This is a genomic window from Gilliamella sp. B2923 (assembly GCF_026536565.1).
Lineage (GTDB): Bacteria > Pseudomonadota > Gammaproteobacteria > Enterobacterales > Orbaceae > Gilliamella.
The window spans coordinates 265309-288133 of sequence record NZ_JAFNNZ010000001.1; the positions used below are offsets into that span (position 1 = coordinate 265309).

Annotated in this window: 16 protein-coding genes and 3 CRISPR repeat arrays; of the genes, 5 read left to right on the forward strand and 11 right to left on the reverse strand. The window is 38.5% G+C overall.

Features of this window, described 5'->3' with window-relative positions:
* Window positions 1-6 precede the first annotated feature (6 nt).
* The gene (gene leuB / locus J3U42_RS01155; protein WP_267335079.1) at window positions 7-1089 is read right to left on the reverse strand and encodes a 3-isopropylmalate dehydrogenase; all 1083 of its coding nucleotides are present in this window, start codon (window positions 1087-1089) and stop codon (window positions 7-9) included.
* Window positions 1090-1159: 70 nt separating this feature from the next.
* Window positions 1160-2707 carry a 2-isopropylmalate synthase gene (gene leuA, locus J3U42_RS01160; protein ID WP_220217953.1) on the reverse strand — a complete coding sequence of 516 codons (1548 nt, stop codon included), beginning with the start codon at window positions 2705-2707 and terminating at the stop codon, window positions 1160-1162.
* Window positions 2708-3168: 461 nt separating this feature from the next.
* Between leuA and nfsB the strand changes: the two genes are divergently transcribed.
* The gene (gene nfsB, locus J3U42_RS01165; RefSeq protein WP_220217952.1) at window positions 3169-3813 is read left to right on the forward strand and encodes an oxygen-insensitive NAD(P)H nitroreductase; all 645 of its coding nucleotides are present in this window, start codon (window positions 3169-3171) and stop codon (window positions 3811-3813) included.
* A 53-nt stretch (window positions 3814-3866) separates the two neighbouring features.
* Here the strand turns inward: nfsB and J3U42_RS01170 are convergent, their stop codons facing one another.
* Window positions 3867-4718, reverse strand: coding sequence for a YcxB family protein (locus J3U42_RS01170; protein WP_267335080.1), 852 nt, complete (start codon window positions 4716-4718; stop codon window positions 3867-3869).
* A gap of 232 nt (window positions 4719-4950) precedes the next feature.
* Between J3U42_RS01170 and ettA the strand changes: the two genes are divergently transcribed.
* Window positions 4951-6618 (forward strand): energy-dependent translational throttle protein EttA, encoded by a 1668-nt coding sequence (ettA, locus tag J3U42_RS01175; RefSeq protein ID WP_267329972.1) that lies wholly within the window; start codon window positions 4951-4953, stop codon window positions 6616-6618.
* 137 nt (window positions 6619-6755) lie between these two features.
* Here the strand turns inward: ettA and J3U42_RS01180 are convergent, their stop codons facing one another.
* The 5 genes from J3U42_RS01180 to J3U42_RS01200 form a co-directional block, all read right to left on the reverse strand.
* Complete coding sequence (locus J3U42_RS01180) at window positions 6756-8390, reverse strand: DUF2813 domain-containing protein (RefSeq protein WP_267335081.1); 1635 nt, start codon at window positions 8388-8390, stop codon at window positions 6756-6758.
* Between the two features lie 15 nt (window positions 8391-8405).
* Window positions 8406-9209 (reverse strand): lipopolysaccharide core heptose(I) kinase RfaP, encoded by an 804-nt coding sequence (rfaP, locus tag J3U42_RS01185; RefSeq protein ID WP_267335082.1) that lies wholly within the window; start codon window positions 9207-9209, stop codon window positions 8406-8408.
* Window positions 9202-10326, reverse strand: a complete 1125-nt coding sequence (locus J3U42_RS01190; RefSeq protein ID WP_267335083.1) for a glycosyltransferase family 4 protein — start codon at window positions 10324-10326, stop codon at window positions 9202-9204. The genes rfaP and J3U42_RS01190 overlap by 8 nt, the downstream gene beginning before the upstream one ends.
* 389 nt (window positions 10327-10715) lie before the next feature.
* On the reverse strand, window positions 10716-10880 hold the full coding sequence (locus J3U42_RS01195) for a hypothetical protein (RefSeq protein WP_267335085.1): 165 nt from the start codon (window positions 10878-10880) through the stop codon (window positions 10716-10718).
* A 243-nt stretch (window positions 10881-11123) separates the two neighbouring features.
* Window positions 11124-11512: a CRISPR direct-repeat array (repeat unit 28 nt).
* 224 nt (window positions 11513-11736) lie between these two features.
* Window positions 11737-11901, reverse strand: a complete 165-nt coding sequence (locus J3U42_RS01200; RefSeq protein ID WP_267335085.1) for a hypothetical protein — start codon at window positions 11899-11901, stop codon at window positions 11737-11739.
* 244 nt (window positions 11902-12145) lie between these two features.
* Window positions 12146-12533: a CRISPR direct-repeat array (repeat unit 28 nt; unit sequence CTTTAAAGCTGCATAAGCTGTTTAGAAA).
* Window positions 12534-13273: 740 nt separating this feature from the next.
* A CRISPR array of direct repeats spans window positions 13274-13721; the repeat unit is 28 nt.
* Between the two features lie 508 nt (window positions 13722-14229).
* Between J3U42_RS01200 and J3U42_RS01205 the strand changes: the two genes are divergently transcribed.
* A complete protein-coding gene (locus tag J3U42_RS01205; RefSeq protein WP_416380429.1) occupies window positions 14230-15132 on the forward strand; it encodes a DMT family transporter in 903 nt (300 codons plus the stop codon).
* Between the two features lie 209 nt (window positions 15133-15341).
* Here J3U42_RS01205 and J3U42_RS01210 read toward each other — a convergent pair whose 3' ends face one another.
* Both J3U42_RS01210 and J3U42_RS01215 read right to left on the reverse strand, forming a co-directional pair.
* A complete protein-coding gene (locus tag J3U42_RS01210; RefSeq protein ID WP_267335087.1) occupies window positions 15342-16268 on the reverse strand; it encodes a TIGR01212 family radical SAM protein in 927 nt (308 codons plus the stop codon).
* Window positions 16269-16501: 233 nt separating this feature from the next.
* Entirely contained in the window at window positions 16502-16909 is a 408-nt protein-coding gene (locus J3U42_RS01215; RefSeq protein WP_267335089.1) for a hypothetical protein, read from the reverse strand.
* Window positions 16910-17200: 291 nt separating this feature from the next.
* On the opposite strand from J3U42_RS01215, the gene glyA reads away from it, so the two are divergent.
* Window positions 17201-18457 (forward strand): serine hydroxymethyltransferase, encoded by a 1257-nt coding sequence (gene glyA, locus J3U42_RS01220; RefSeq protein ID WP_267335091.1) that lies wholly within the window; start codon window positions 17201-17203, stop codon window positions 18455-18457.
* Between the two features lie 48 nt (window positions 18458-18505).
* Here glyA and J3U42_RS01225 read toward each other — a convergent pair whose 3' ends face one another.
* Window positions 18506-20683: a phage holin family protein gene (locus tag J3U42_RS01225; RefSeq protein ID WP_267335093.1), complete on the reverse strand. Its 2178-nt coding sequence runs from the start codon at window positions 20681-20683 to the stop codon at window positions 18506-18508.
* A gap of 205 nt (window positions 20684-20888) precedes the next feature.
* Between J3U42_RS01225 and J3U42_RS01230 the strand changes: the two genes are divergently transcribed.
* Complete coding sequence (locus J3U42_RS01230; protein WP_220217941.1) at window positions 20889-22820, forward strand: ABC transporter ATP-binding protein; 1932 nt, start codon at window positions 20889-20891, stop codon at window positions 22818-22820.
* Window positions 22821-22825: the final 5 nt, after the last annotated feature.

Below are 22825 nucleotides of genomic sequence, written 5' to 3' on the forward strand. Positions count from 1 at the left end.
AACGGTTTACGAAATAAATTTACAGATAATATCGCCCATTTCATCAGTCGATATAGGTTGCACATTACGGGCAAGATCTGCTGTACGATAACCCTTTTCTAATGCCTGATTTACTGCTATTTCAATAGCGTTAGCAATATCGTCTCGTTTTAAACTATAACGAACTAATAACGCCAAAGATAAAATTTGCGCTGCTGGATTTGCGATATTTTTACCGGCGATATCCGGTGCACTGCCGCCAGCCGGCTCATAAAGACCAAAGCCTTGTTCGTTAAGACTTGCCGAAGGTAACATTCCCATTGAACCGGTGATCATGGCGCATTCATCAGATAAAATATCGCCGAATAAATTTGAACATAAAATGACATCAAATTGGGAAGGATCTTTAACCAGTTGCATAGTGGCATTATCAATATACATATGTTCAAGCGCTACATCCGGATAATCTTTTGCGACTTGACTAACTACTTCACGCCATAAAATTGAGGTTTGCAACACATTAGCTTTATCAACTGAGGTCACTTTTTTGCGACGCAAACGAGCGGCTTCAAAGCCCATTTTGGCAATACGTTCGATTTCAAAACGGTGATACACTTCAGTGTCAAATGCTCGCTCTTGTGCACCGCTACCTTCTCGACCTTTTGGCAAGCCAAAATAGATACCGCCGGTTAATTCACGCATACATAAGATATCAAAACCACGCGAGGCAATATCTGCACGCAATGGGCAAAGCTCTTCTAAACCTTGATATAAGCGAGCAGGACGCAAGTTGGCGAATAATTTAAAGTGTTTGCGAAGTGGTAATAATGCGCCTCGTTCTGGTTGCGCATCGGGTGGTAAGTGGCTCCATTTCGGACCACCGACAGAGCCAAATAGAATCGCATCAGCCTTTTCACAACCTTCGAGCGTCTCTTTAGGTAACGGGCAACCATGAATATCGATAGCTGCACCGCCGACATCATACTCACTGGTGGTGATAGCAAGCTGATATTTTTGGCGAATCACTTCAAGCACTTTATAGGCTTGTTTCATCACTTCTGGTCCAATCCCATCACCTGGTAATACTGCAATATGGTAGTTTTGTGACATATTCTTATTCCTTAACAATCTAATTTAATTTTGCTATTTTGTTCCCGATGAACAAAACAATATTCGGTTTTTAATCATGATGTAATTTTTGTTTTTCTTGCGCAACTTGATTTGCTCTATAGACATTATTTAATACATTGATTAATGCTAAAGCTGATGAATGAACAATATCGGTTGCCAGCCCTACACCATGAAATTTACGGCCTTTATAATCAGCCACAATATCAACTTGACCTAAAGCGTTCTCGCCTTGACCTTTTGAGGCTAATTGATATTTAATAATTGAAATTGGCTCGCCAGTGATACGGTTAATGGCTTGATACACTGCATCAACCGGACCATTACCGGTAGCTGCATCTGAAAATTTTTGATCGCCGATGATTAAACTGACCGATGCGGTTGAAACGACCGTCGAGCCGGATTGAACATTAAAATAGTCTAAAACATAATGCTCTTTTTCATCTTTTATTTGATTAATAAAAATTAAGGCTTCTAGATCGTAATCAAACACTTGTCCTTTTTTGTCTGCCAGCGCTAAAAACGCTTCATAGACTTGATCTAAGTTATAATCATTATCCTGATAACCTAACTCTTCTAAGCGATGTTTTACCGCTGCTCGACCGGAGCGGGAAGTTAGGTTTAATTGGATCTGATTTAAACCGATCGACTCGGGCGTCATAATTTCATAAGTTTCACGATTTTTTAAGATGCCGTCTTGATGGATCCCAGAGGAGTGGGCAAATGCGTTACTGCCAATAACGGCTTTATTTGCCGGTATTGGCATATTGGTAATTTGGCTGACAATTTGACTGGTACGATAAATTTCCTGATGATTGATATTGGTGTGAACATTTAAGATATTTTGGCGCACTTTGATCGCCATAATCACTTCTTCTAAAGCGGTATTTCCTGCACGTTCACCTAATCCATTCATCGCCCCTTCAATTTGACGAGCACCTTCTTGAATCGCGCTAATCGAGTTAGCCACCGACATGCCCAAGTCATCATGACAATGAACAGAGATAATCGCTTTATCAATGTTCGGGACACGTTCAAATAAGGTATGAATAATGCCACCAAATTGATAAGGAACAGTATAACCGACAGTATCCGGGATATTGATCGTACTTGCCCCGGCTTTAATCGCTGCTTCAACAATTCGACATAGGTTATCAATTGGGGTACGGCCTGCATCTTCACAAGAAAACTCCACATCATTAGTATAATTACGTGCACGTTTAATACAGTGCACAGCCCTATCAACGACATCATCAAATGTCATTTTTAATTTATCTTGTACATGTAAGGTTGATGTTGCCATAAAAGTATGAATACGAAATTGGTCAGCAACCTTTAACGCTTCGGCTGCAACATCAATATCTTTATCTATACAGCGAGATAACGCACAAACACGGCTATCTTTAATCGTTTTAGCAATCGTTTGGACTGATTCGAAATCGCCCGGTGATGAGATTGGAAAACCAACTTCCATCACATCCACACGCATTCTTTCTAAAGCTAGCGCTATTTGTAGTTTTTCTTTGACACTTAAACTTGCTTGTAAAGCTTGTTCACCATCACGTAATGTGGTATCAAAAATAATGACTTGATCGCTCATTGTTTATTCCTTATTAATATTTTGGCGCTATCTCGGTATTTCAAGTTATGAAAACAAAAAACCCGCACTTTTGCGCGGGTTCTTGTTTATTTTGTCGAGTTGTTTACTAAATTACTTATTTACTCCACACACAAGCTATCCGCGCAAATTGATGCGAGGAGGAGGCTGAGGTCGAGAGATAAAAATTTAGTAAACATAAAAACTCTAATTCCAGTTAACACTACAGATTTAATTGTTGATATTTTTACCAAATGATGTTTGTTATGTCAACGATTATTTACTCATGTTTTCGCTATTTTGTTAAAATCATGAATAATCAAAATGAGATGCCATTAGTGTAAAACTGCTTTTTCAGTTGACTATTATGAGTAATAGTAAATCTATTAGATTAATAAGTTGAGCTAAGGTATATTCTTACTATAATTAATCGATAACTTATCAATGCTAACGAGGGCATAACGATGAATATTGTTGATATTTCGCAAAAACGCTATACAACTAAACATTATGATCCAACTAAAAAAATCCCGGCAGATGTGATAGAACAACTGTTAACCGTACTAAGAAACAGTCCGTCATCGGTTAACTCTCAACCGTGGCATTTTTATGTCATTGATAATGAAGCGGCTAAAAATAAAATTTTGCCGGCAATAGCTGATTTTAATCAACCACGTGTCACCGGCTCATCACATACTATTGTTTTTTGTATTAAAACCCCATTGGATGAAGCCCATTTAGTTAATCTCCTTAATCAAGAAGAGAAAGACGGTCGTTTGCCTTCGGCGGAATTAAAGGCGTCTCAAGATCAGGGACGACGTTATTTTGTAAATTTAAACAGCAAAACACCTGAATCACAACAGTGCTGGGAAGGTAAACAAGCCTATATTGCATTAGGGCAATTGCTTTTTGCTGCAGCGGCAATTGGTGTTGATTCTACCGCAATAGAGGGTTACGATTCTGCTAAAATGGATGAAATCTTAGATCTTAAAAGCAAAGGATTGAAAAGCATTGTGGTTGCAACATTAGGTTACCGTGCTCAAGATGATGGTAATGCGCATCGTCCAAAATCACGTCTGCCGAAAGATCAAATCTTTACCTTTTTATAATCTGATTAACATCCCACCTCGTATTAGGTGGGATGAGTAATAAGGGTATGGTATTACTTCTGTGAATAATTGCTATAGTGTTTCAGTTTCTCTTCCAGCGCTTGTTGTTGTTCTAAACTAAACTCGTTATAAAAAAAGTAATACCCCGAACTCTCTTGTATGAAAAACACATAACCTTTTGATGTTTTCTCTATTTTATAAAATTCAGCATAGTTGATATTAGAAACTCCCACTTTTTTTATGTAACTGAAGGTTAGATGATCATCATAAAAAATACAGGTCATACTGCCAAAGCGTTCATTCAATGTTAAAACCTGCTTTTTTGATTGTTTTTTAAAATTAGCCAAAAATAAGGTAAGTAATAAAATAGGCAGTATGAAAATTAGTACTGATAAAGTAGGATTTTTTGGAAATAGCAACAAACTCAAAAATAAAAGGATAGTAGATAAAATAAACATCCTTTTTCTTGAATTTCGAAATTGATGACAAATAAACGCATATACACGTTGACAGTCAAATTGATAATTAATCATTGCTATTTTGGATTCTTGGTTTTTGCTCAAATAAGGCGCCAGATAATCTTTTAGGCGCTCTAACTCATCCGGTTGAAACAGATCATAACGAACAAATTCAAAAATAATCTTATTACTAAAAAAAAATAACCCAGTTTTAGCTTCATGTATTTGATACAGATCTGAGTAATAGAAAGTACTGACTTCGTTCTTATCGTTATTTAGCCGTACTATTTTTTCATTATCGAAGGTGAAGGTAAAATTACGCATATTATCAGCAATTGAATCATCTAATTTTTGTGTAAAATTATCATCCATACAACCTTGCAGCGCGTAATAAGTATCGACTAAATATTGTCGATCAATATGGCAATGAACGGTGATGTTACTCATACTTGCTCCTAAAATGGTCTTTATCACTCATACTGTCAATTTAATAGGTTATTGATTATATATGAAACCGATTAAATTGCATGTAAAAAACAAAACCGACAGTGAATAAATCTAATCAATTCGACAAATAACCCTAGACCCCATTGACAGAAACGTTACAATATACGGCATGACTTTTATAGCAAGTAAAATTAACTTAGCTATGATTAATTTAACAAACGGATGATGTTTTATGGCGCAATATGTTTATACCATGAATCGTGTTGGGAAGATTGTTCCTCCTAAACGTTATATTTTAAAAGATATCTCATTAAGTTTTTTCCCCGGTGCCAAAATTGGTGTTCTTGGCTTAAATGGGGCAGGTAAATCGACATTACTACGAATTATGGCTGGAGTGGATACCGAAATTGAAGGTGAAGCTCGTCCACAGCCGGACATAAAAATAGGTTATTTACCGCAAGAACCTAAACTTGATCCTAAGCAAACTGTACGTGAAGCTATTGAGCAAGCCGTTGGTGATGCCAAAAAAGCATTGGCTCGTTTAGATGAAGTGTATGCGGCTTATGCTGATCCAGATGCTGATTTTGACAAATTAGCCAAAGAACAAGCTGAACTTGAAGCAATCATACAATCGCAAGATGCGCATAATTTAGATAACCAACTAGAGCGAGCAGCTGACGCCTTGCGTCTACCGGATTGGGATGCAAAAATCGAAAATTTATCCGGTGGTGAACGCCGTCGTGTTGCTATTTGTCAGTTATTGCTGGAAAAACCGGACATGTTATTAATTGACGAACCAACTAACCATTTAGATGCTGAATCTGTCGCATGGTTAGAACGCTTTTTACATGACTATGAAGGCACGGTGGTCGCTGTAACCCATGACCGTTACTTCTTAGACAATGTTGCTGGTTGGATTTTAGAGCTAGACCGTGGTGAAGGTATTCCATGGGAAGGTAATTACTCTTCTTGGCTTGAACAGAAAGATCAGCGATTAGCGCAAGAAGCGGCAACCGAATCGGCTCGCCGTAAGTCGATTGAAAAAGAGCTTGAATGGGTACGTCAAAATCCGAAAGGGCGACAAGCAAAAAGCAAAGCCCGTTTAGCCCGTTTTGAAGAGCTTAATAGCAACGATTACCAAAAACGTAATGAGACCAATGAACTATTTATTCCACCTGGACCACGTTTAGGTGATAAAGTGATCGAAGTGAATAACTTAACGAAGTCATATGGTGATCGGGTGTTGATCGATAATCTCTCATTTAGTATTCCTAAAGGCGCAATTGTCGGGATTATTGGTCCAAATGGTGCCGGTAAATCAACACTATTTAGAATGTTATCAGGCAAAGAGCAACCCGATAGCGGTACGATTACGTTAGGAGATACCGTGCAATTGGCATCGGTCGATCAGTTCCGTGACAGTATGGATGATAAAAAGACCGTGTGGGACGAAATATCCAACGGACAAGATATTATGCGTATTGGTAATTTTGAAATCCCAAGCCGTGCCTATGTTGGTCGCTTTAATTTTAAAGGCGTCGATCAACAAAAAAGAGTTGGTGAATTGTCTGGTGGTGAACGTGGTCGGGTGCATTTAGCTAAATTACTTCAAGTTGGTGGTAATGTACTATTACTCGATGAGCCAACCAATGACTTAGACGTCGAAACACTGCGAGCGTTGGAAAATGCGTTATTAGAGTTTCCGGGCTGTGCATTAGTTATTTCGCATGACCGTTGGTTCTTAGACCGCATTGCGACCCATATTCTCGATTACCAAGACGAAGGGCATGTTGAGTTCTTTGAAGGTAATTTTACCGAATATGAAGAGTGGAAAAAACGCACTTTAGGCGCAGAAGCAGTAGAGCCGAAGCGTGCCAAATACAAAAGAATCACAAAATAGCACTGATAATAATAAATCCCGCTGCGACAGACGGCGGGATCTCCTGCATGTTCAAGCTATTTTACATTGAGTTAAGATAACTTATAAACTCAATTCAAACCTAACCGATTAAGGTTAAATTTCCGATTAATCCTGCCTTATTTTGACACTAATTGCATTGAAGATTTTACAATTTTAGCAAAAGTATCAATCAATAACCGAGGAATGGCACCCACTCCCCGTGACTTAGCATCATCACAAACCGCTATGGCTAAATCGGGTTTTGAACGTCGATGAATTGCTTTTTGAATGATTTTTGGTACTGACATATCAATATGTTGCACAGTATTGTAAGCGGCGAGTTTATAAACATGACTAAAGCCATGTTTAAATAGAAAATTCTCAATATCCCGTGCCGGTAAGACCGTGAGGTACTCACTCGGATCTTTATCAGGCGGTGCCAGTGATTTAACAATATCGGCATACTTTTTACCCGCCATATCGCCGTCGGTGATGACATACCAATGGATGCCCATTTTATTGGCATATTTAATCAGCGGTTTTAAGCCACACTGAGCAAACTCAATAAATTGTACCCCTTCAGAGCTTAAGTGATAGCCACTTTGCTCGGCTAATTCTCGTAACAACCAAACTTCGGTTTCACCTTCAACTAATAACCAACTACGGGCAAATATCGCACTGGCTCGACGGTAAAAAATATGGAACATAATTCGCCGGCTATCGTCAACACTCAATGATTTAGGTGGAATATATTTTGTCACGATTTGATCGGGCATACGAATCAATCGATAAATATTTTCCAGTGGGAATAATGCGACTAAATCACTTGAATTAGAGGTAATTATCTTTTGCGTCGGTAAGTTTTTAAGTAAACGAAACCCGACCGCTAAAATAATCGGATGAAGTTGGCTTTCCGGCTCTTCCAGTATCAAAATCGGCACGGCACTTTGTGACAAAGGATTATTGCCTTTGGCGTCAATAATCGAGCCAAATATGCCTAACAATGCACTACGCAAATAGCTGTTATCAAGATCATCTAAAATATTGTTGATCCGCTCAAGCGAGTTCCAGTCCTCAATACGTGGACTGGCTTGTTTATTGGCTTGTTTGTAATGATAACGATGCTGATAATCGGCAAAATAGTACTCTAATAACGCACGAGCAGCATTAAGCCCACGACTTAATTCATCTTGACTCAATTGCGCACTATGGGTTTTTAACTGATTGGACAGTTGCTCGATATAGTATTGTGACAAAGGTTGATTGGTGATCGGTAAATTATCCGTATTTATCGAGTTTTTCAGCGCCATGACCGGATTAAGGCTAATTAAAATCGCAATTAATGGTTGCGATTGTTCAGTTGATAATGCCTTGCCGTGTGGGTCGATTAATCGATGCTGAGTGAAAATACCATTATCTTGTTTATCAGCGCTAATTTGGTAACAAAGACGGTACAAATGATCCGATTCGTTTGGCAAAGCCATTGGGCGTAAGCGGGCATACACTTCACTGTCGAGCTCAGTTGAATATGATTCGCAATAAGTGACGACGATATTTATCTTATCGCCATAATTTTCATCTCTATCATGATAAAAATCGCTATCGACAAATTGATAAAATTTGTTATCGAGTGATAACAACTTTAAAGCGCTAATTAAGCTCGATCTTCCCCAACGGTTTTCACCAATAAGCACACTTGATTCCGGATTAAATGTTAAAGATAACTGACTAATCCCTCTAAATCCGGTAATCTCAATTTGTTCAATAAACATAGGATTTCCTTATTATTAAAGCTGATATTTTTCAGTTCGTTTTGCAATCCGCGCTGATTTTTTTTCCGCGGTTGTTAACAGTTTATGTTCATCATGCAAAATCGTTTTTAATGGTTTATTGAAATAAGTTTTTAAAAATAGCCAAATATCACGTTTAGTTAACCCGATTTTGGTCGATGAAAAATACAGCCCAATCAAATCTTTATCACGCCAACGGATTGGCACTTGTTTTCGGGTTTGCGCCCGATGCAGATCAATGACGGATAATTTAATTTGCTGATGATGTTCAAATAACGGTAAATCCAATAAAAAATGGCATAAATAACAATCACGGTGATTGACCCCAGCGGCATGCATTTTGGCGGTCATTTTTGCCAGATAGATGATTAAAGAACGTTTTAGATGATAGCTAGGTGGCGTGGTTAACCAAGAGCGAGTAAAATCCTCTAAACTCACTGTCGGGTTAAGATCTTTGGTAATAATAAACGAGTGCCGTGTTAGTGGGTTTAACCCCTTACGACCAAAAGCACGCCCGTCCATGGTATTTACTCCCGCTTGCGCTAAACGGTGAATGGCTGTCCATTCTTGTTTGGCGTCTAACACCGGTAATCTCAAGGACAATAAATTTTTGACGATCTCTTTTACCGTTATGCCACGGTGAATTTTAATAAAGTAAGATTCATCATCAAGTTTAAAATTTAACGTTTTACGCTGTTTAACCGCCCGATAAACTTCACCGGAAATCTGCTCAACTTCGCTAAACGGATCTTTGCCTTTCCATAAATTCTCAAAAGGCGATTTGAGTATAATTTCATTCATAATGATGACAACCTAATATAATATCGGCAGCACGCTCAGCAAGGTGATATAAATCGGCGTTTTGCCCATATTCAATCGCATTATGATGCCATGCAGCTCGCTGTGCTTGATTAGTGATAGCATTTTCCAGTGTGCTATTTAATTCTGATTGATCAAAAGGCTCACTAAGTACCACACCTGCATTTGCATCTGTAATATGATAAGCATAACCGGCTATCCCGGTTACAATCACCGGCACACCAGCAGCTAGAGCCTCGATTAAAACCATACCAGCGGCTTCTTGTCGAGCTGGGTGCAGTAGTAGATCAGCGCTAAAGAGAAAATCGGGGATATCATCCCGCCCTGAGAAAAAACGGACTTGATTAAAAATACCCAGCTGTTTCGCCATTTTTTGGTAATTGTCGGGTTTATCTTGCCCGACAACCAAATAGCACACCTGTTTTTTTAACGCTTCGGGCAAAGCGGCAATCGCAATTAACGTGCGATCAACGCCTTTTCGTTTAAAGTCAGAACCAATTTGTACAATCACAAAAGCATCTTGCGCAATGTGATTGGCTTGCCTAAATTGCTGGCGTTTAATGGGTGAATCAATATGATATTGCCGATCTTTTGCAATACCGGGTGGCAGTAAAACAAATCTTGATGCTTGAGTATGGTAATATTTTTCAAAATCGCTAATTTGTTGCTTTGTTAGCACCATAATTTTGGTGTCATGCTGCGGATTAAATACCGCATCTTCAAATGCCAAATAGTGTTTACAGCGTTTAGACAATCTATAAAAAAAGCCTTTGTGGGAGACTTTCTCAGCAAAACACGTATCGCCGGCAAAATAGACATCTAACCCCGGCATTTTATTAAAGCCAACGACACAATCAACCGGATGTGTCTGTAAATGATCTTCGACCCAATGGTAATAAGCTAGATTCCGGCTATGATTTGATAGCCCCTTTTTCGGGACTAAAATAATGTCAAACTCTGTCGGTTTATCGCCTTGCCACTGCATAACATAAACACGAACTTTATGCCCTTTAGCGTGACAAGCTCGGGCAATTTGCAAGAAATCACGTTGCAAACCGCCGTAAGGAAAATATTTATAGATACAAAAAGCTAGTTGCATGCACATTGCCTCAAGTGTGAAAGGAGTATTATATACTTGTTGCTGCGCAAGGTACAAAAAATAGATTTGATCTTTTATTGGAAGTTGTCGCTTTTTGGTTTGTAGGTTTCGGACGCTGTTAGTTGGTTGATATTTTCATTTTGGTGTCTGCGTCTGAATTAGGCGGATTTAGATATTTTAAAAATATCTTAAATTTTTGTTTTTATACTGAAACATGGGTGTTTTCTGAAACTTTTTGACAAGGGTTTGTGTTTTTTGCTTAAACACCTATATTTTCTGAAAGTTCTTGACAAGGTTTTATACTTTAATTGAAAGTTGCGGGTTTTTAGTTCGCAGGTTTCGGACGCTGTTAATTGGTTGATATTTTCATTTTGATGTCAGCGTCCGAATTAGGGGGATTTGGTGCGAAATCCCCCTAATAACCCCCTCGCAGCACCACCCAAAGCGGTCTTCGACTGCCCTCCGCCTTCGTTCGGTCTTAACGCACCGGCGCTGATTTGTTCCGGACAAAGCAGCGCCTCGCCAAACATCCCTGTTTGGCGTGCTAACCTCACTCAGTTGTCGGCGCTTTGTGAAGGTGCGGTCTGGGGCATTTGTTTGTTTTTGTGGAAGGTAATGGTAAGTCGTTTAGAAATAGTCGTGGAGTTTAAAATACAAACTTTTTAACCCCTTTTTTTTAGCTAAAAATAAAATCATTAAAAATCAATATATTGCGAAAGCGTTAGAAAAAAGGGTTTTTAAACCTAAAATTGCCCTTTGTGTTTTTATAAACGATGTTTATAGTATGTGAGATTCTACTTCACGGCTGCATAAGCCGTTTAGAAAGGCGAAAATTACAACTTGGCCGCTGGGTATTACTTCACGGCTGCATAAGCCGTTTAGAAATATGCTCGATAGGACAAACTAACTATGTTTTACTTCACGGCTGCATAAGCCGTTTAGAAAAATAAGTATAAACAGGTAAATGGCTATTATCACTTCACGGCTGCATAAGCCGTTTAGAAAATTAACGAGCTCATTGATGAGCACGGTCTTAGCTTCACGGCTGCATAAGCCGTTTAGAAATTTTCTTTTGAATCATCTGGGTTTGAAGGGTTCTTCACGGCTGCATAAGCCGTTTAGAAAAAAATCATCGACAACCCACCAAATAAATTCAACTTCACGGCTGCATAAGCCGTTTAGAAATGCCCACACCTTCTCTCACGCTTGAGCAACTCCCTTACAACTGCATAAGGGATTTTGGATATTTTTGAAATATCTAAAACTTTTTGTTTTCATACTGAAACGTTGGTGTTTTCTGAAAGTTCTTGACAAGGTTTTATACTTTAATTGAAAGTTGCGGGTTTTTAGTTCGCAGGTTTCGGACGCTGTTAATTGGTTGATATTTTCATTTCGATGTCAGCGTCCGAATTAGGGGGATTTTGTGCGAAATCCCCCTAATAACCCCCTCGCAGCACCACCCAAAGCGGTCTTCGACTGCCCTCCGCCTTCGTTCGGTCTTAACGCACCGGCGCTGATTTGTTCCGGACAAAGCAGCGCCTCGCCAAACATCCCTGTTTGGCGTGCTAACCTCACTCAGTTGTCGGCGCTTTGTGAAGGTGCGGTCTGGTGCATTTGTTTGTTTTTGTGGGGAGGTAATGGTTAATCGTTTAGAATTAGTAATGAAGTTCAAAATACAAACTTTTTAAACCCTTTTTTTTAGCTAAAAATAAAAACATTAAAAATCAATATATTGCAAAATCGTTAGAAAAAAGGGTTTTTAAACCTAAAATTGCCCTTTGTGTTTTTATAAACGATGTTTATAGTATGTAGGTTTCTACTTTAAAGCTGCATAAGCTGTTTAGAAATAAATCATATAAACCTTGCCCAAATTCTTTTGCTTTAAAGCTGCATAAGCTGTTTAGAAATGCACGCAGTAGTAGATGCGGTTCTATGCAGACTTTAAAGCTGCATAAGCTGTTTAGAAAAATAATTCACCCTCACCCATTTTTCCCTAAAACTTTAAAGCTGCATAAGCTGTTTAGAAAACTGCAGCACACCATTAGCGTAACGAACACCCCTTTAAAGCTGCATAAGCTGTTTAGAAATTACGACTTGCAAGAAATTCTCAACAAGATTACTTTAAAGCTGCATAAGCTGTTTAGAAAACTTCAGCGCTTTGAAATTGATACTTAACCCTTTTAAAGCTGCATAAGCTGTTTAGAAATCAGAACCCTTACCAAAAGCTTTATCTAGCATATTTACGGCTACATAAGTGGTTTAGGATATTTTTGAAATATCTAAAACTATTGTTTTTATACTAAAACATGGGTGTTTTCTGAAACTTTTTGACAATAGTTTGTGTTTTTTGCTTAAACACCTATATTTTCTGAAGGTTTTTGACGAGGTTTTTACTTTCTTTGTAAGTTGCGGGTTTTTAATCCGCAGGTTTCGGACGCTGTTAATTGGATTTGTTTTACGTGATGACGGCGGGCAGCCTATCCGCAGGTTTCGGACGCTGTTAATTGGTTGATATTTTCTTTTCGGTGTTAGCGTCCGAATTAGGGGGATTTTGTGCGAAATCCCCCTAATAACCCCCTCGCAGCACCACCCAAAGCGGTCTTCGACTGCCCTCCGCCTTCGTTCGGTCTTGACGCACCGGCGCTGATTTGTTCCGGACAAAGCAGCGCCTCGCCAAACATCCCTGTTTGGCGTGCTAACCTCTCTCAGTTGTCGGCGCTTTGTGAAGGTGCAATCTGGTGCACTTGTTTGTTTTTGAGAAAGTTAATGGTAAGTCGTTTAGAAATAGTAATGGAGTTTAAGATACAAACTTTTTAACCCTTTTTTTAAGCTAAAAATAAAACCATTAAAAATCAATATATTGCAAAAGCGTTAAAAAAAAGGGTTTTTAAACCTAAAATTGCCCTTTATGTTTTTATAAACGATGTTTATAGTATGTAAGATTCTACTTTGCAGCCGCATAGGCTGTTTAGAAACGTCGTTTTTGGAAAATAAACGGCTTAAGCGGCTTTGCAGCCGCATAGGCTGTTTAGAAAAGTCATCAGGTGATGCTCCGTATATTTTCATACTTTGCAGCCGCATAGGCTGTTTAGAAAATGGTGCCAATAATCTGGATAAGTGTGATCTCCTTTGCAGCCGCATAGGCTGTTTAGAAACACTATATTCTTTAGCAAGAGTAAGTTGGGTACTTTGCAGCCGCATAGGCTGTTTAGAAAACCGACCAAACTTACCAATTATCCCGCTAATACTTTGCAGCCGCATAGGCTGTTTAGAAAATTTAATCGATCCGTCATGCGAATACCGAATGCTTTGCAGCCGCATAGGCTGTTTAGAAAATAACCAATGCCGGTTATATCTATACCGATGTCTTTAAAGCTGCATAAGCCGTTTAGAAATCAGCATCCTTACCAAAAGCTTTATCTAGCATATTTACGGCTACATAAGGGTTTAGGATATTTTTAAAATATCCAAAACTTTTGTTTTTATACTAAAACGTAGGTGTTTTCTGAAAGTTTTTGGTAAAACTTTATTTTTTTGCTTAAACACCTATATTTTCTGAAACTTCTTGACAAGGTTTTATACCTTAATTGAAAGTTGTAGGTTTTTAGTCAGCAGGTTTCGGACGCTGTGGGTTTGGTTGTTTTTTCATTACGATGTCAGAGTCCGAATAGGTGTATATTGAGCGAAATCTTCCTATACCCCCCCACGCAGTACCTTACAAAGCGTTTTACTACAAACTTAATTCATCGCTGAGATTATCATTACGGATATAATTCAACTATTCAATATGTTTATAAGCTGACATAAACATCTATTTTATATTATATTATCGAGCTTGGTGTTTATTAATGGATAAGTGAAGATTAGTATGAATAAGGACATTTTTTTAATAACAAATATGTTATTTTATTTCTCTTTCTGATTGTGTGTTTTACATGGGGAACAACATGGATTGGGATAAAAATTGCTGTTGAAACGGTTAATCCACTTTTAGCTGCTGGTTTGCGTTTTGTTATTGCATTTCCTTTTTTAGTTTTAATTACAATTGTTGCTAAATCACCAATATTGTTTCCTCGAAAATCATTCCATTTTTTTCTACTTTTAACGTTATTTTATTTTACCATTCCTTATTATTTGATTAGTTTTGGTGAACAATATGTATCGTCAGGTTTAACGTCATTGTTATTTAGCACAATGCCGATTTTTTCAATTATTTTCGCTAAGATAATCTTAAAAGATAAAATATATTTAAATCAGGTGATTGGAATTACAGTGGGTTTTTTGTGTTTGATGTATATTTTAATCTCTGAAGGTTTTATTCTTTCCTATAGCGATTTTTGGGGCGTAATATCAATACTTTTAGCGGCATTGATGCATGGTTTTTTATATGTTTACGCCAAAAAAGCTGGCGAAGGTATAAATGTCTTTACCTTCAACACACTGCCAATAGGCGTTGCGGGTATCGCACTTTGTTTGTTGAGTTTTTCTTTTGAAGAGAATAATTTTCAAACTATCTCGTTAAATAGCTGGTTAGCATTAATTTATCTCGGTATTTTTGCCTCAGTATTTGGCTTTATTGCTTATTTCTTTTTATTAAAACGAATGAGTCCGGTAGTATTGTCATTTATTTTCATTATTTTCCCGGTTGTCGCTATTTTTATTTCATCGATTTATGAGCATAAAATCATTTCAACTAATTTCATCGTTTGTACAATCATTATGTTGTGTGGTTTTGCTGTAACAAAATTACCTGTCAATGTTTTTAAAAAGTGGATAAAGAGCGACAAAAATAGAGATAATCAATAAATCGTTACTTCAACAAAAGGTTAGTAGTAACTGATTTTTTGATTTAGCAACTCGATTGACTTTGCATTGTTTTATCAATTATCAACGTCAATGCTTATATGCTGCAAAATGGTAGTATCTTGATTGTTAATTATCTACATTATTTTAAATGATGATAGTGAGTTGTTAATAAATGATTGATAGCTAAGTTTAGCTATTTCAATACGTTATTATAATTGGAAGTGATAAGTATCATTGATTGCACTACCTTGCGCACCAAATTGTCTTAAATTGTGATCGACCGCATTCATTGATTGCCAATGGTTTTCGCACCAATCAGGGGCAAGTAGGGTGGGTTTGCGGGCATTGGCGGAGATGCGGTGGTATAAAATATTGGCGGGTGTTTGTCTGATTATATCGCCAGCGATATCGACATACTGCTCTAAAGAAAGTATATCAAGTCGGCCTGCACGCCATGCCTTCGCCATGATGCTGCCTTCTACGATATGTAACGGGTGCAGTTTTAAACCATCTACTCCGCTGTTTAATACGCTATCAAGCGTAATTAAATTATCCTGTTTGGTTTCTTTAGGCAGGCCTAGAATTAAGTGAGTACAAACTTTTATGCCTAGCCTACGCGCTTTTTGCACAGTTTGATGATAGACAGCAAACGTATGTCCACGATTAATATCGTGTAAGGTTTTATCGTGAGCGGTTTGTAAGCCAAGCTCAAGCCAAACTTCGAAGCCTTTGGCATGATAACTGGCAAGTAAATCCAACGCTTCATCCGGCACACAATCCGGACGAGTACCCACACAAAGCCCGACAATATCGGCGCTATTGAGCGCTTCTTCATACATATTTTTAAGTATTTCAACCTCGGCATAAGTGCTGGTATAGGCTTGAAAATAAGCAAGATAGCGTTTGGATTTTTTCATCTGGTTGGCTTGTTGGGCAAGTTGCTGTGTAATGGTTTTGACTTGAATGGACTCATCAATAATCGATGCGACATTACAAAAGGTGCAACCACCTACACCGATAGTGCCGTCCCGATTAGGACAGCTAAAACCGCCATGTAAGGTGAGTTTATAGATTTTTTCGCCATAACGGCGTTGCAGGTCAGCACCAAACGTATTGACCACTAAATGAAGTTGCATAATCAGCCAAAAATAAAATTTTGCCTATTTTACGAAGCGAATGAGTTAAATTCAACCGATGATAAATTTTTATATACAATTGACGTAACTTTAGTCGGCTTTTCTTTAAGATGTTTTGAAACGAACACTGTGGTGTAACATATTATGCCGTAATAAGTTTTATTGATGATTTTTAGAATCGCAATATTTTCAAAGCTTAATACTGAGAAAATTATACGAGTAATCTAATCTTTTTATTTTTCTGTAGCTAGAAAATAAGATGTTTCAGTTTCTACCTTACTATCATCTTTCCAATCTTCGATATCTCTTTCATATTGTATTAATTCGACCTGATCACCTTTTTTATAATTTTGTAATTGAAAGGCTTTTTCTAATCTTACTTCTAACTCGTAAGGTTTATCATTGGGTAAAAAACAACCATGATCTGCGCGCCCCCTCTTTTCCGATTTGGTAATTAACACCTTGATATCAAATATACTTATTTCATGTTCCTGTTCGCCTTTGCCAATAGAAAAAATACCGTGTTGTGGATCTTCTAATAATGTCCCGGTTAGCAAACAGAGATTTTGGAAAGAGGCAGTAGCTATCTGACTGAATAAAATACAAATAATAAAACTTATTATGCGGCAAATCGTTTTCATAGCGTTAATAGACTCGGTAAGACAAATTTCCAATATTATTCAATAAATTTAATTAAAAAAAAAGCGTTTTTTTGTCTAGTCCTGATACTTTCACAAGTCGTTTGATTTTTTATTAACTGGCTAAAAAACAATAATTGCGATCTTATGCTTTACTATAAATATTTTTTATAATTCAAAAAAAGGATTGAAATCGTTGGCTGATTAAGTAAGGATATTCGTTATGCTGTTTTCCATACTTGAAAACAATAATTAAGTCAAAAAGTCAATGTAATCCAAAAACAAGGAGTCAATATGTTTAGTAAAGAAATGACTATTGCCGATTATGATAAGGAATTATGGGACGCCATTAAGGGTGAAGAACAACGTCAAGAAGATCATCTCGAATTAATTGCCTCCGAAAACTATACCAGTCCAAGAGTGATGCAGGCACAGGGTACTCAATTAACTAACAAATATGCTGAAGGCTATCCAGGTAAGCGCTATTACGGTGGTTGTGAATATGTTGATATTGTTGAGCAACTTGCTATTGAACGAGCCAAAGCGCTATTTGGCGCCGATTATGCGAATGTGCAACCCCATTCCGGATCGCAGGCTAATTTTGCTGTCTATAGTGCATTATTAAATATTGGTGATACCGTACTTGGAATGAATTTATCCGAAGGCGGGCATTTGACTCATGGTGCTCCGGTTAGTTTTTCCGGCAAGTTTTATAATATTGTCGCTTATGGCGTGGATGAAACAGGGCATATTGATTATGACCAATTAGCGAAAATTGCGGCTGAGTCAAAACCCAAAATGATTATTGGTGGATTTTCGGCTTATTCGGGCATCGTCGATTGGAAACGAATGCGTGAAATTGCCGATAGTGTCGGCGCCTATTTTTTTGTTGATATGGCGCATGTTGCCGGTTTAGTGGCTGCGGGCGTTTATCCTAACCCTGTTCCACATGCACATGTGGTAACAACCACAACGCATAAAACGCTTGGTGGTCCACGAGGTGGTCTGATTTTGGCGAAAGGTGGCAGTGATGAGCTTTATAAGAAATTAAATTCAGCGGTCTTCCCGGGCGCTCAAGGTGGGCCGTTAATGCATGTGATTGCAGCCAAAGCGGTCGCATTAAAAGAAGCAATGGAGCCGGCTTATCAAGCTTATCAACAGCAAGTGGTTAAAAATGCTCAAGCCATGGTTGATGTGATTTTAAAACGTGGTTATAAAGTGGTTTCCGGCGAGACACATAATCATCTATTTTTAATTGATTTAGTGGATAAAAAAATTACCGGTAAAGAGGCCGACGCCGCTTTAGGCAGTGCCAATATTACGGTTAATAAAAATAGTGTGCCTAAAGATCCACAAAGCCCGTTCGTCACATCCGGCGTGCGTATCGGTACACCGGCTATCACTCGCCGAGGATTTAAAGAAGAGCAGGCACGTGAAGTGGCTAATTGGATTTGTGATGTATTAGATAACATTGATGATGAACAAGCGATTCAATCAGTTAAACAAAAGGTGTTAGCGATTTGTCATCGTTTTCCGGTTTATCAACATTGATGTTAATCACTTTCGCCGGCAAGGTCGGCGAAAGTGAGGTATAAGCCATTATCGATATTGATTATTTTCTTCCTGCTGGCCATTTTGGGTTGATTGTGCTTGTGGCTGTTCAAAGTAGCGCTGAAAATCACCTTGATACCATAACCAACCGGCAGTAATGCCAATCCCAAATACGATTGCACATAAAAGTATCATCATCGATTTTTTATTCTGGCTTTTTAACGGATCACGTAAATTCCGTTTAGCATTTTTCGGTAGCTCAGCTTTACTGGTCAGTAGTTTACCGAGTAAGAAGTTGATTTTAACTTGTCCGTTAATCGCCCAGCCCGAAGCTTCAAGCAGTGGACCAAGTGTTCTTCGTCTTAATTTCAACCATGCCAAAATAACCGAAGGCCCCGAAATAATCAGAAATAACCCGATAAAGACCAGTGGGAATTGCCACCATGACAAGGAAAATATCGCTTGAAACAGTGTTGCTAAGGCGGTACCAATTGCCCCAATGGCTAAGCCGATAGCCGCAAAAATACCCACGCTTTTACCAATATCAAATTTATTTTCAGGCGATTGTAGAACCTGTGCACTGGATTTTTCGATATCCGCATCTTTACTGGTTGCCCATTTATTAATTTGTTCGGTAATTAAACGACCAATACGCTGATAAGGTGCCCAAATAGCTTGTTGAATACTAATAGGTTTAGTGATCATCTTCACAACATTGGCATCCCAGTCATTGCCGTTATTATCGATAAATACGCCATTACGTCCTTCAATTAATAAATCGCCTTGACCGGCAGTCATCGCAGCTGCAATGAGCTGTTTTTGATCGTGTCGGGTACATTCACAATAGAGTAAGCAAAGTTCTGAATAATTTGCCATATTGGAATGTTTAGCAATATTATCAACTGCTACGCAAAGCGTTGCACAGCGTCCGTCGATATAAAGTTTTCCTAGTTGGAAAGCCGCTCTTTTTTCTAACGAAAAGAAATCAGCAAAAGAGGCAAAGTTAACCAGCAAGCGATAAAGGTGTTTGTGAAAAAGCACTAACTTTTCTAAAACAAGCACATCGGATGCTGAAATAGGGGTTTTATTATCTTGTTCAACCATTTGCTCAAAAGCAGTTAATAAATCGCTTGATGCCAAAGAGTTAATTAACTGATTTGGGATATCTTCTAAACTTGAAGTTGGTTTGGTTGTAACATCTGCTTGCGCCATTTCCGGTTTAGCGGTAATTAAGCTGGTGTAAGCTTCAAGACTGTTTTGAATATTTAACCACTCTTGTTGGGTAAGCTGATCGGGATTTGCTAACTCAGATGCAACAAGCGTTTTAAATCGGCTAATTTTTGCTTTCCAAAGTGGATTAAGCCCGTTCACTAAATCGAGGGCGCTGACGGTATCAATCTTCGATAAAGGTAACTCAGCAAGGGCTTCATCAGATAATAAGCCGTTTTCGGTTGGGACAATATATTTTTCATCCACGTTTAAAGCGCCTTGTGCTTGTGGTGCGTATTGTGCCAAGGCTACACGAAGAAAATAGTCATCGATTTTTGGTTTTAAGGTTTGGACTAATTTCCATATTTCAGCTTGATTTTCCCCAAATGGCGTTTGCGTGTGACTAATATCGGTTTGCCACTTTTGCCATGTTTCTAAATTTTCAACAAACGTTTTAGCGATGTCCAAATCAATGCCGTCTTGCCCGCTCATATCTTTTTTGGCACCGGTGGTGTTTATCGCTGTTTGGATAAACGTTTGCATCTCTGATGACAACTCGGCAGAAGGGGGGAAAATTAAATCACCATTATACAGTTTACCAGCATTGATCTTGATCGATTGTTGCACATCTTCTTGCGTTAAATAGTCAGATTGGCTTTTGCCTAAACTGGCTAAAATACTGTGTGCGGTAACCGATAGCTTTTTACCTTGTTCGCTCGATGTATCGATTTGCGATATCGGTAAGGTTTGCGATGATGCTAAAATACTTTTAAATGAGACGATGCGTTGTTGTGTCCAACTTATCGCATCTAATATATCGGGAATTCGGATCCGACCGTCCTTATCACTATCCAATAGTGCCAACGTTCTTTCATCAAAATCCAGTCCGGTTGTTGGGCAACTTAATGCTACCCATAATTTGGGATCTAAATTAGGTAAATTGATAATATCGTCAGCATTTTTAAATACAACTTGATCTAATCCGCCGACACGTTGAAATGTCCACATATGACTCATAATAACCTCCATACCCAAATATTATTAATATTTTCAAAGATTAATCAATATAGCTGTATATGTTTTTTATTAAAAAGAAGAGAAAATGGATTCTCACTCCTGTGAGGACTTAAAGTGTATCTTTGATAATTGATCTTAGTTGCTTACGACAACTTTGTGATAGAATAACGCCTTATGATTGAATATCCAAATAAAAACCACAAATATGTCATTAATTAATCTTACTAACGCTTATCTATCATTTAGTGATGCCCCACTGCTTGACCATATCGATATGTCGATTGAAGCTAATGAGCGTGTCTGTCTTGTTGGGCGTAATGGTGCCGGTAAATCGACCTTATTGAAAGTATTAAATAAAGAAGTGCCTTTAGATGAAGGGCAAATTATTTATGAAAATAATGTTGTCGTTTCTCGCCTGCAACAAGATCCACCTCGAGATATTAAAGGCACTGTGTTTGATTTTGTTGCAGAAGGTTTACAACAGCAAGCTCAGTTATTAAAAGATTATTATGAGCTATCACATCAAGTTGAGCGTGATCCGAGTGAGAGTAACTTAGCCAAATTGGCTAAAATGCAAGAACAGCTTGATCAGCAAAATGGTTGGCAACTCGATAATCGAGTGCGAAATGTCATTTCATCCCTTTCTTTAAACGGCGATGATTTATTATCATCGCTGTCAGGCGGCTGGTTACGTAAAGCGGCTTTAGCGAAAGCTCTCGTTTGCCAACCTACAGTGCTATTACTTGATGAACCGACCAACCATTTGGATATCCAGACGATTAAATGGTTAGAAGAGTTTTTAAAAAGCTTTAACGGCAGTATTGTATTTATTTCGCATGACCGTTCGTTCATTCGTCAAATGGCGACACGGATTATCGATCTCGATCGAGGCAAAGTCGCTTCGTGGGGTGGTGATTATGATAGTTATTTGCTTGGTAAAGAAGAAGCATTACGGGTCGAAGAGCTACAAAACGCTGAATTTGATAAAAAATTAGCACAAGAAGAAGTTTGGATCCGTCAAGGCATTAAAGCCCGCCGAACACGAAATGAAGGGCGAGTTCGAGCACTAAAAGCGATGAGGCAAGAGTATTCACAGCGTCGTCAAGTCATGGGAAGCGCTAAAATGCAAATTGAAGAGGCGCTACGTTCAGGAAAAATTGTCTTTGAACTCGATAATGTGACTTATCAAATTGAAGATAAATTACTGGTTAATCAATTTTCCGTGCAAGTGTTACGTGGCGATAAAATCGCTTTAATTGGGCCGAACGGAATTGGTAAAACCACGTTATTAAAATTGATGCTAGGCAATTTAACGCCAACTTCGGGCACTGTTCACTGTGGTACCAAATTGGAAGTCGCCTATTTTGATCAGTACCGTTTAGAGCTCGATCCGGAAAAAACAGTCATGGATAATTTAGCGGAAGGTAAGCAAGAAGTCATGGTCAATGGCAGGTCTCGGCATGTACTGGGTTATTTGCAAGACTTTCTATTTCCGCCTAAACGGGCAAGAACGCCGGTAAGAGCGCTCTCCGGTGGTGAACGAAATCGTCTTTTATTAGCTAAACTATTTTTAAAGCCAAGTAATTTATTAGTGCTCGATGAGCCAACTAATGATCTTGATATTGAAACGCTAGAACTGTTAGAAGAGTTGGTTAATGATTATCAAGGTACGGTATTGCTGGTTAGTCACGATCGGCAATTTGTCGATAACGTCGTTACCCAATGTTGGTTTTTTGAAGATAACGGCAAAATTGGTATTTATGCTGGCGGTTATAGCGATGCTTTGCAACAACAGCAACAGGCAAAACCGGTTAATGCTCCAGCACCAACACCGGCAAATAATAGTGATGCTGCTAAAAAAACGGCATCCAACGGCGGGGCATCGGCCAGCGAATCGGTTGCGAAAAAGAAAGTGAAGCTTAGTTATAATGAGCAACGAGAGCTGGCGCAATTACCGGAAAAGATCGAAGCGCTTGAAACGGCGATTGATCAGTTGCAAACGCAAATTGGCCAAAGTGACTTTTTTAATCAACCGCATGAAGTAACCGGACCAATTTTACAAGCGTTAACTGACAAGGAAGCCGAATTAGAAGCGGTATTCGAACGTTGGGAACAACTTGAATCGTTAAGCAAATAAGCGCT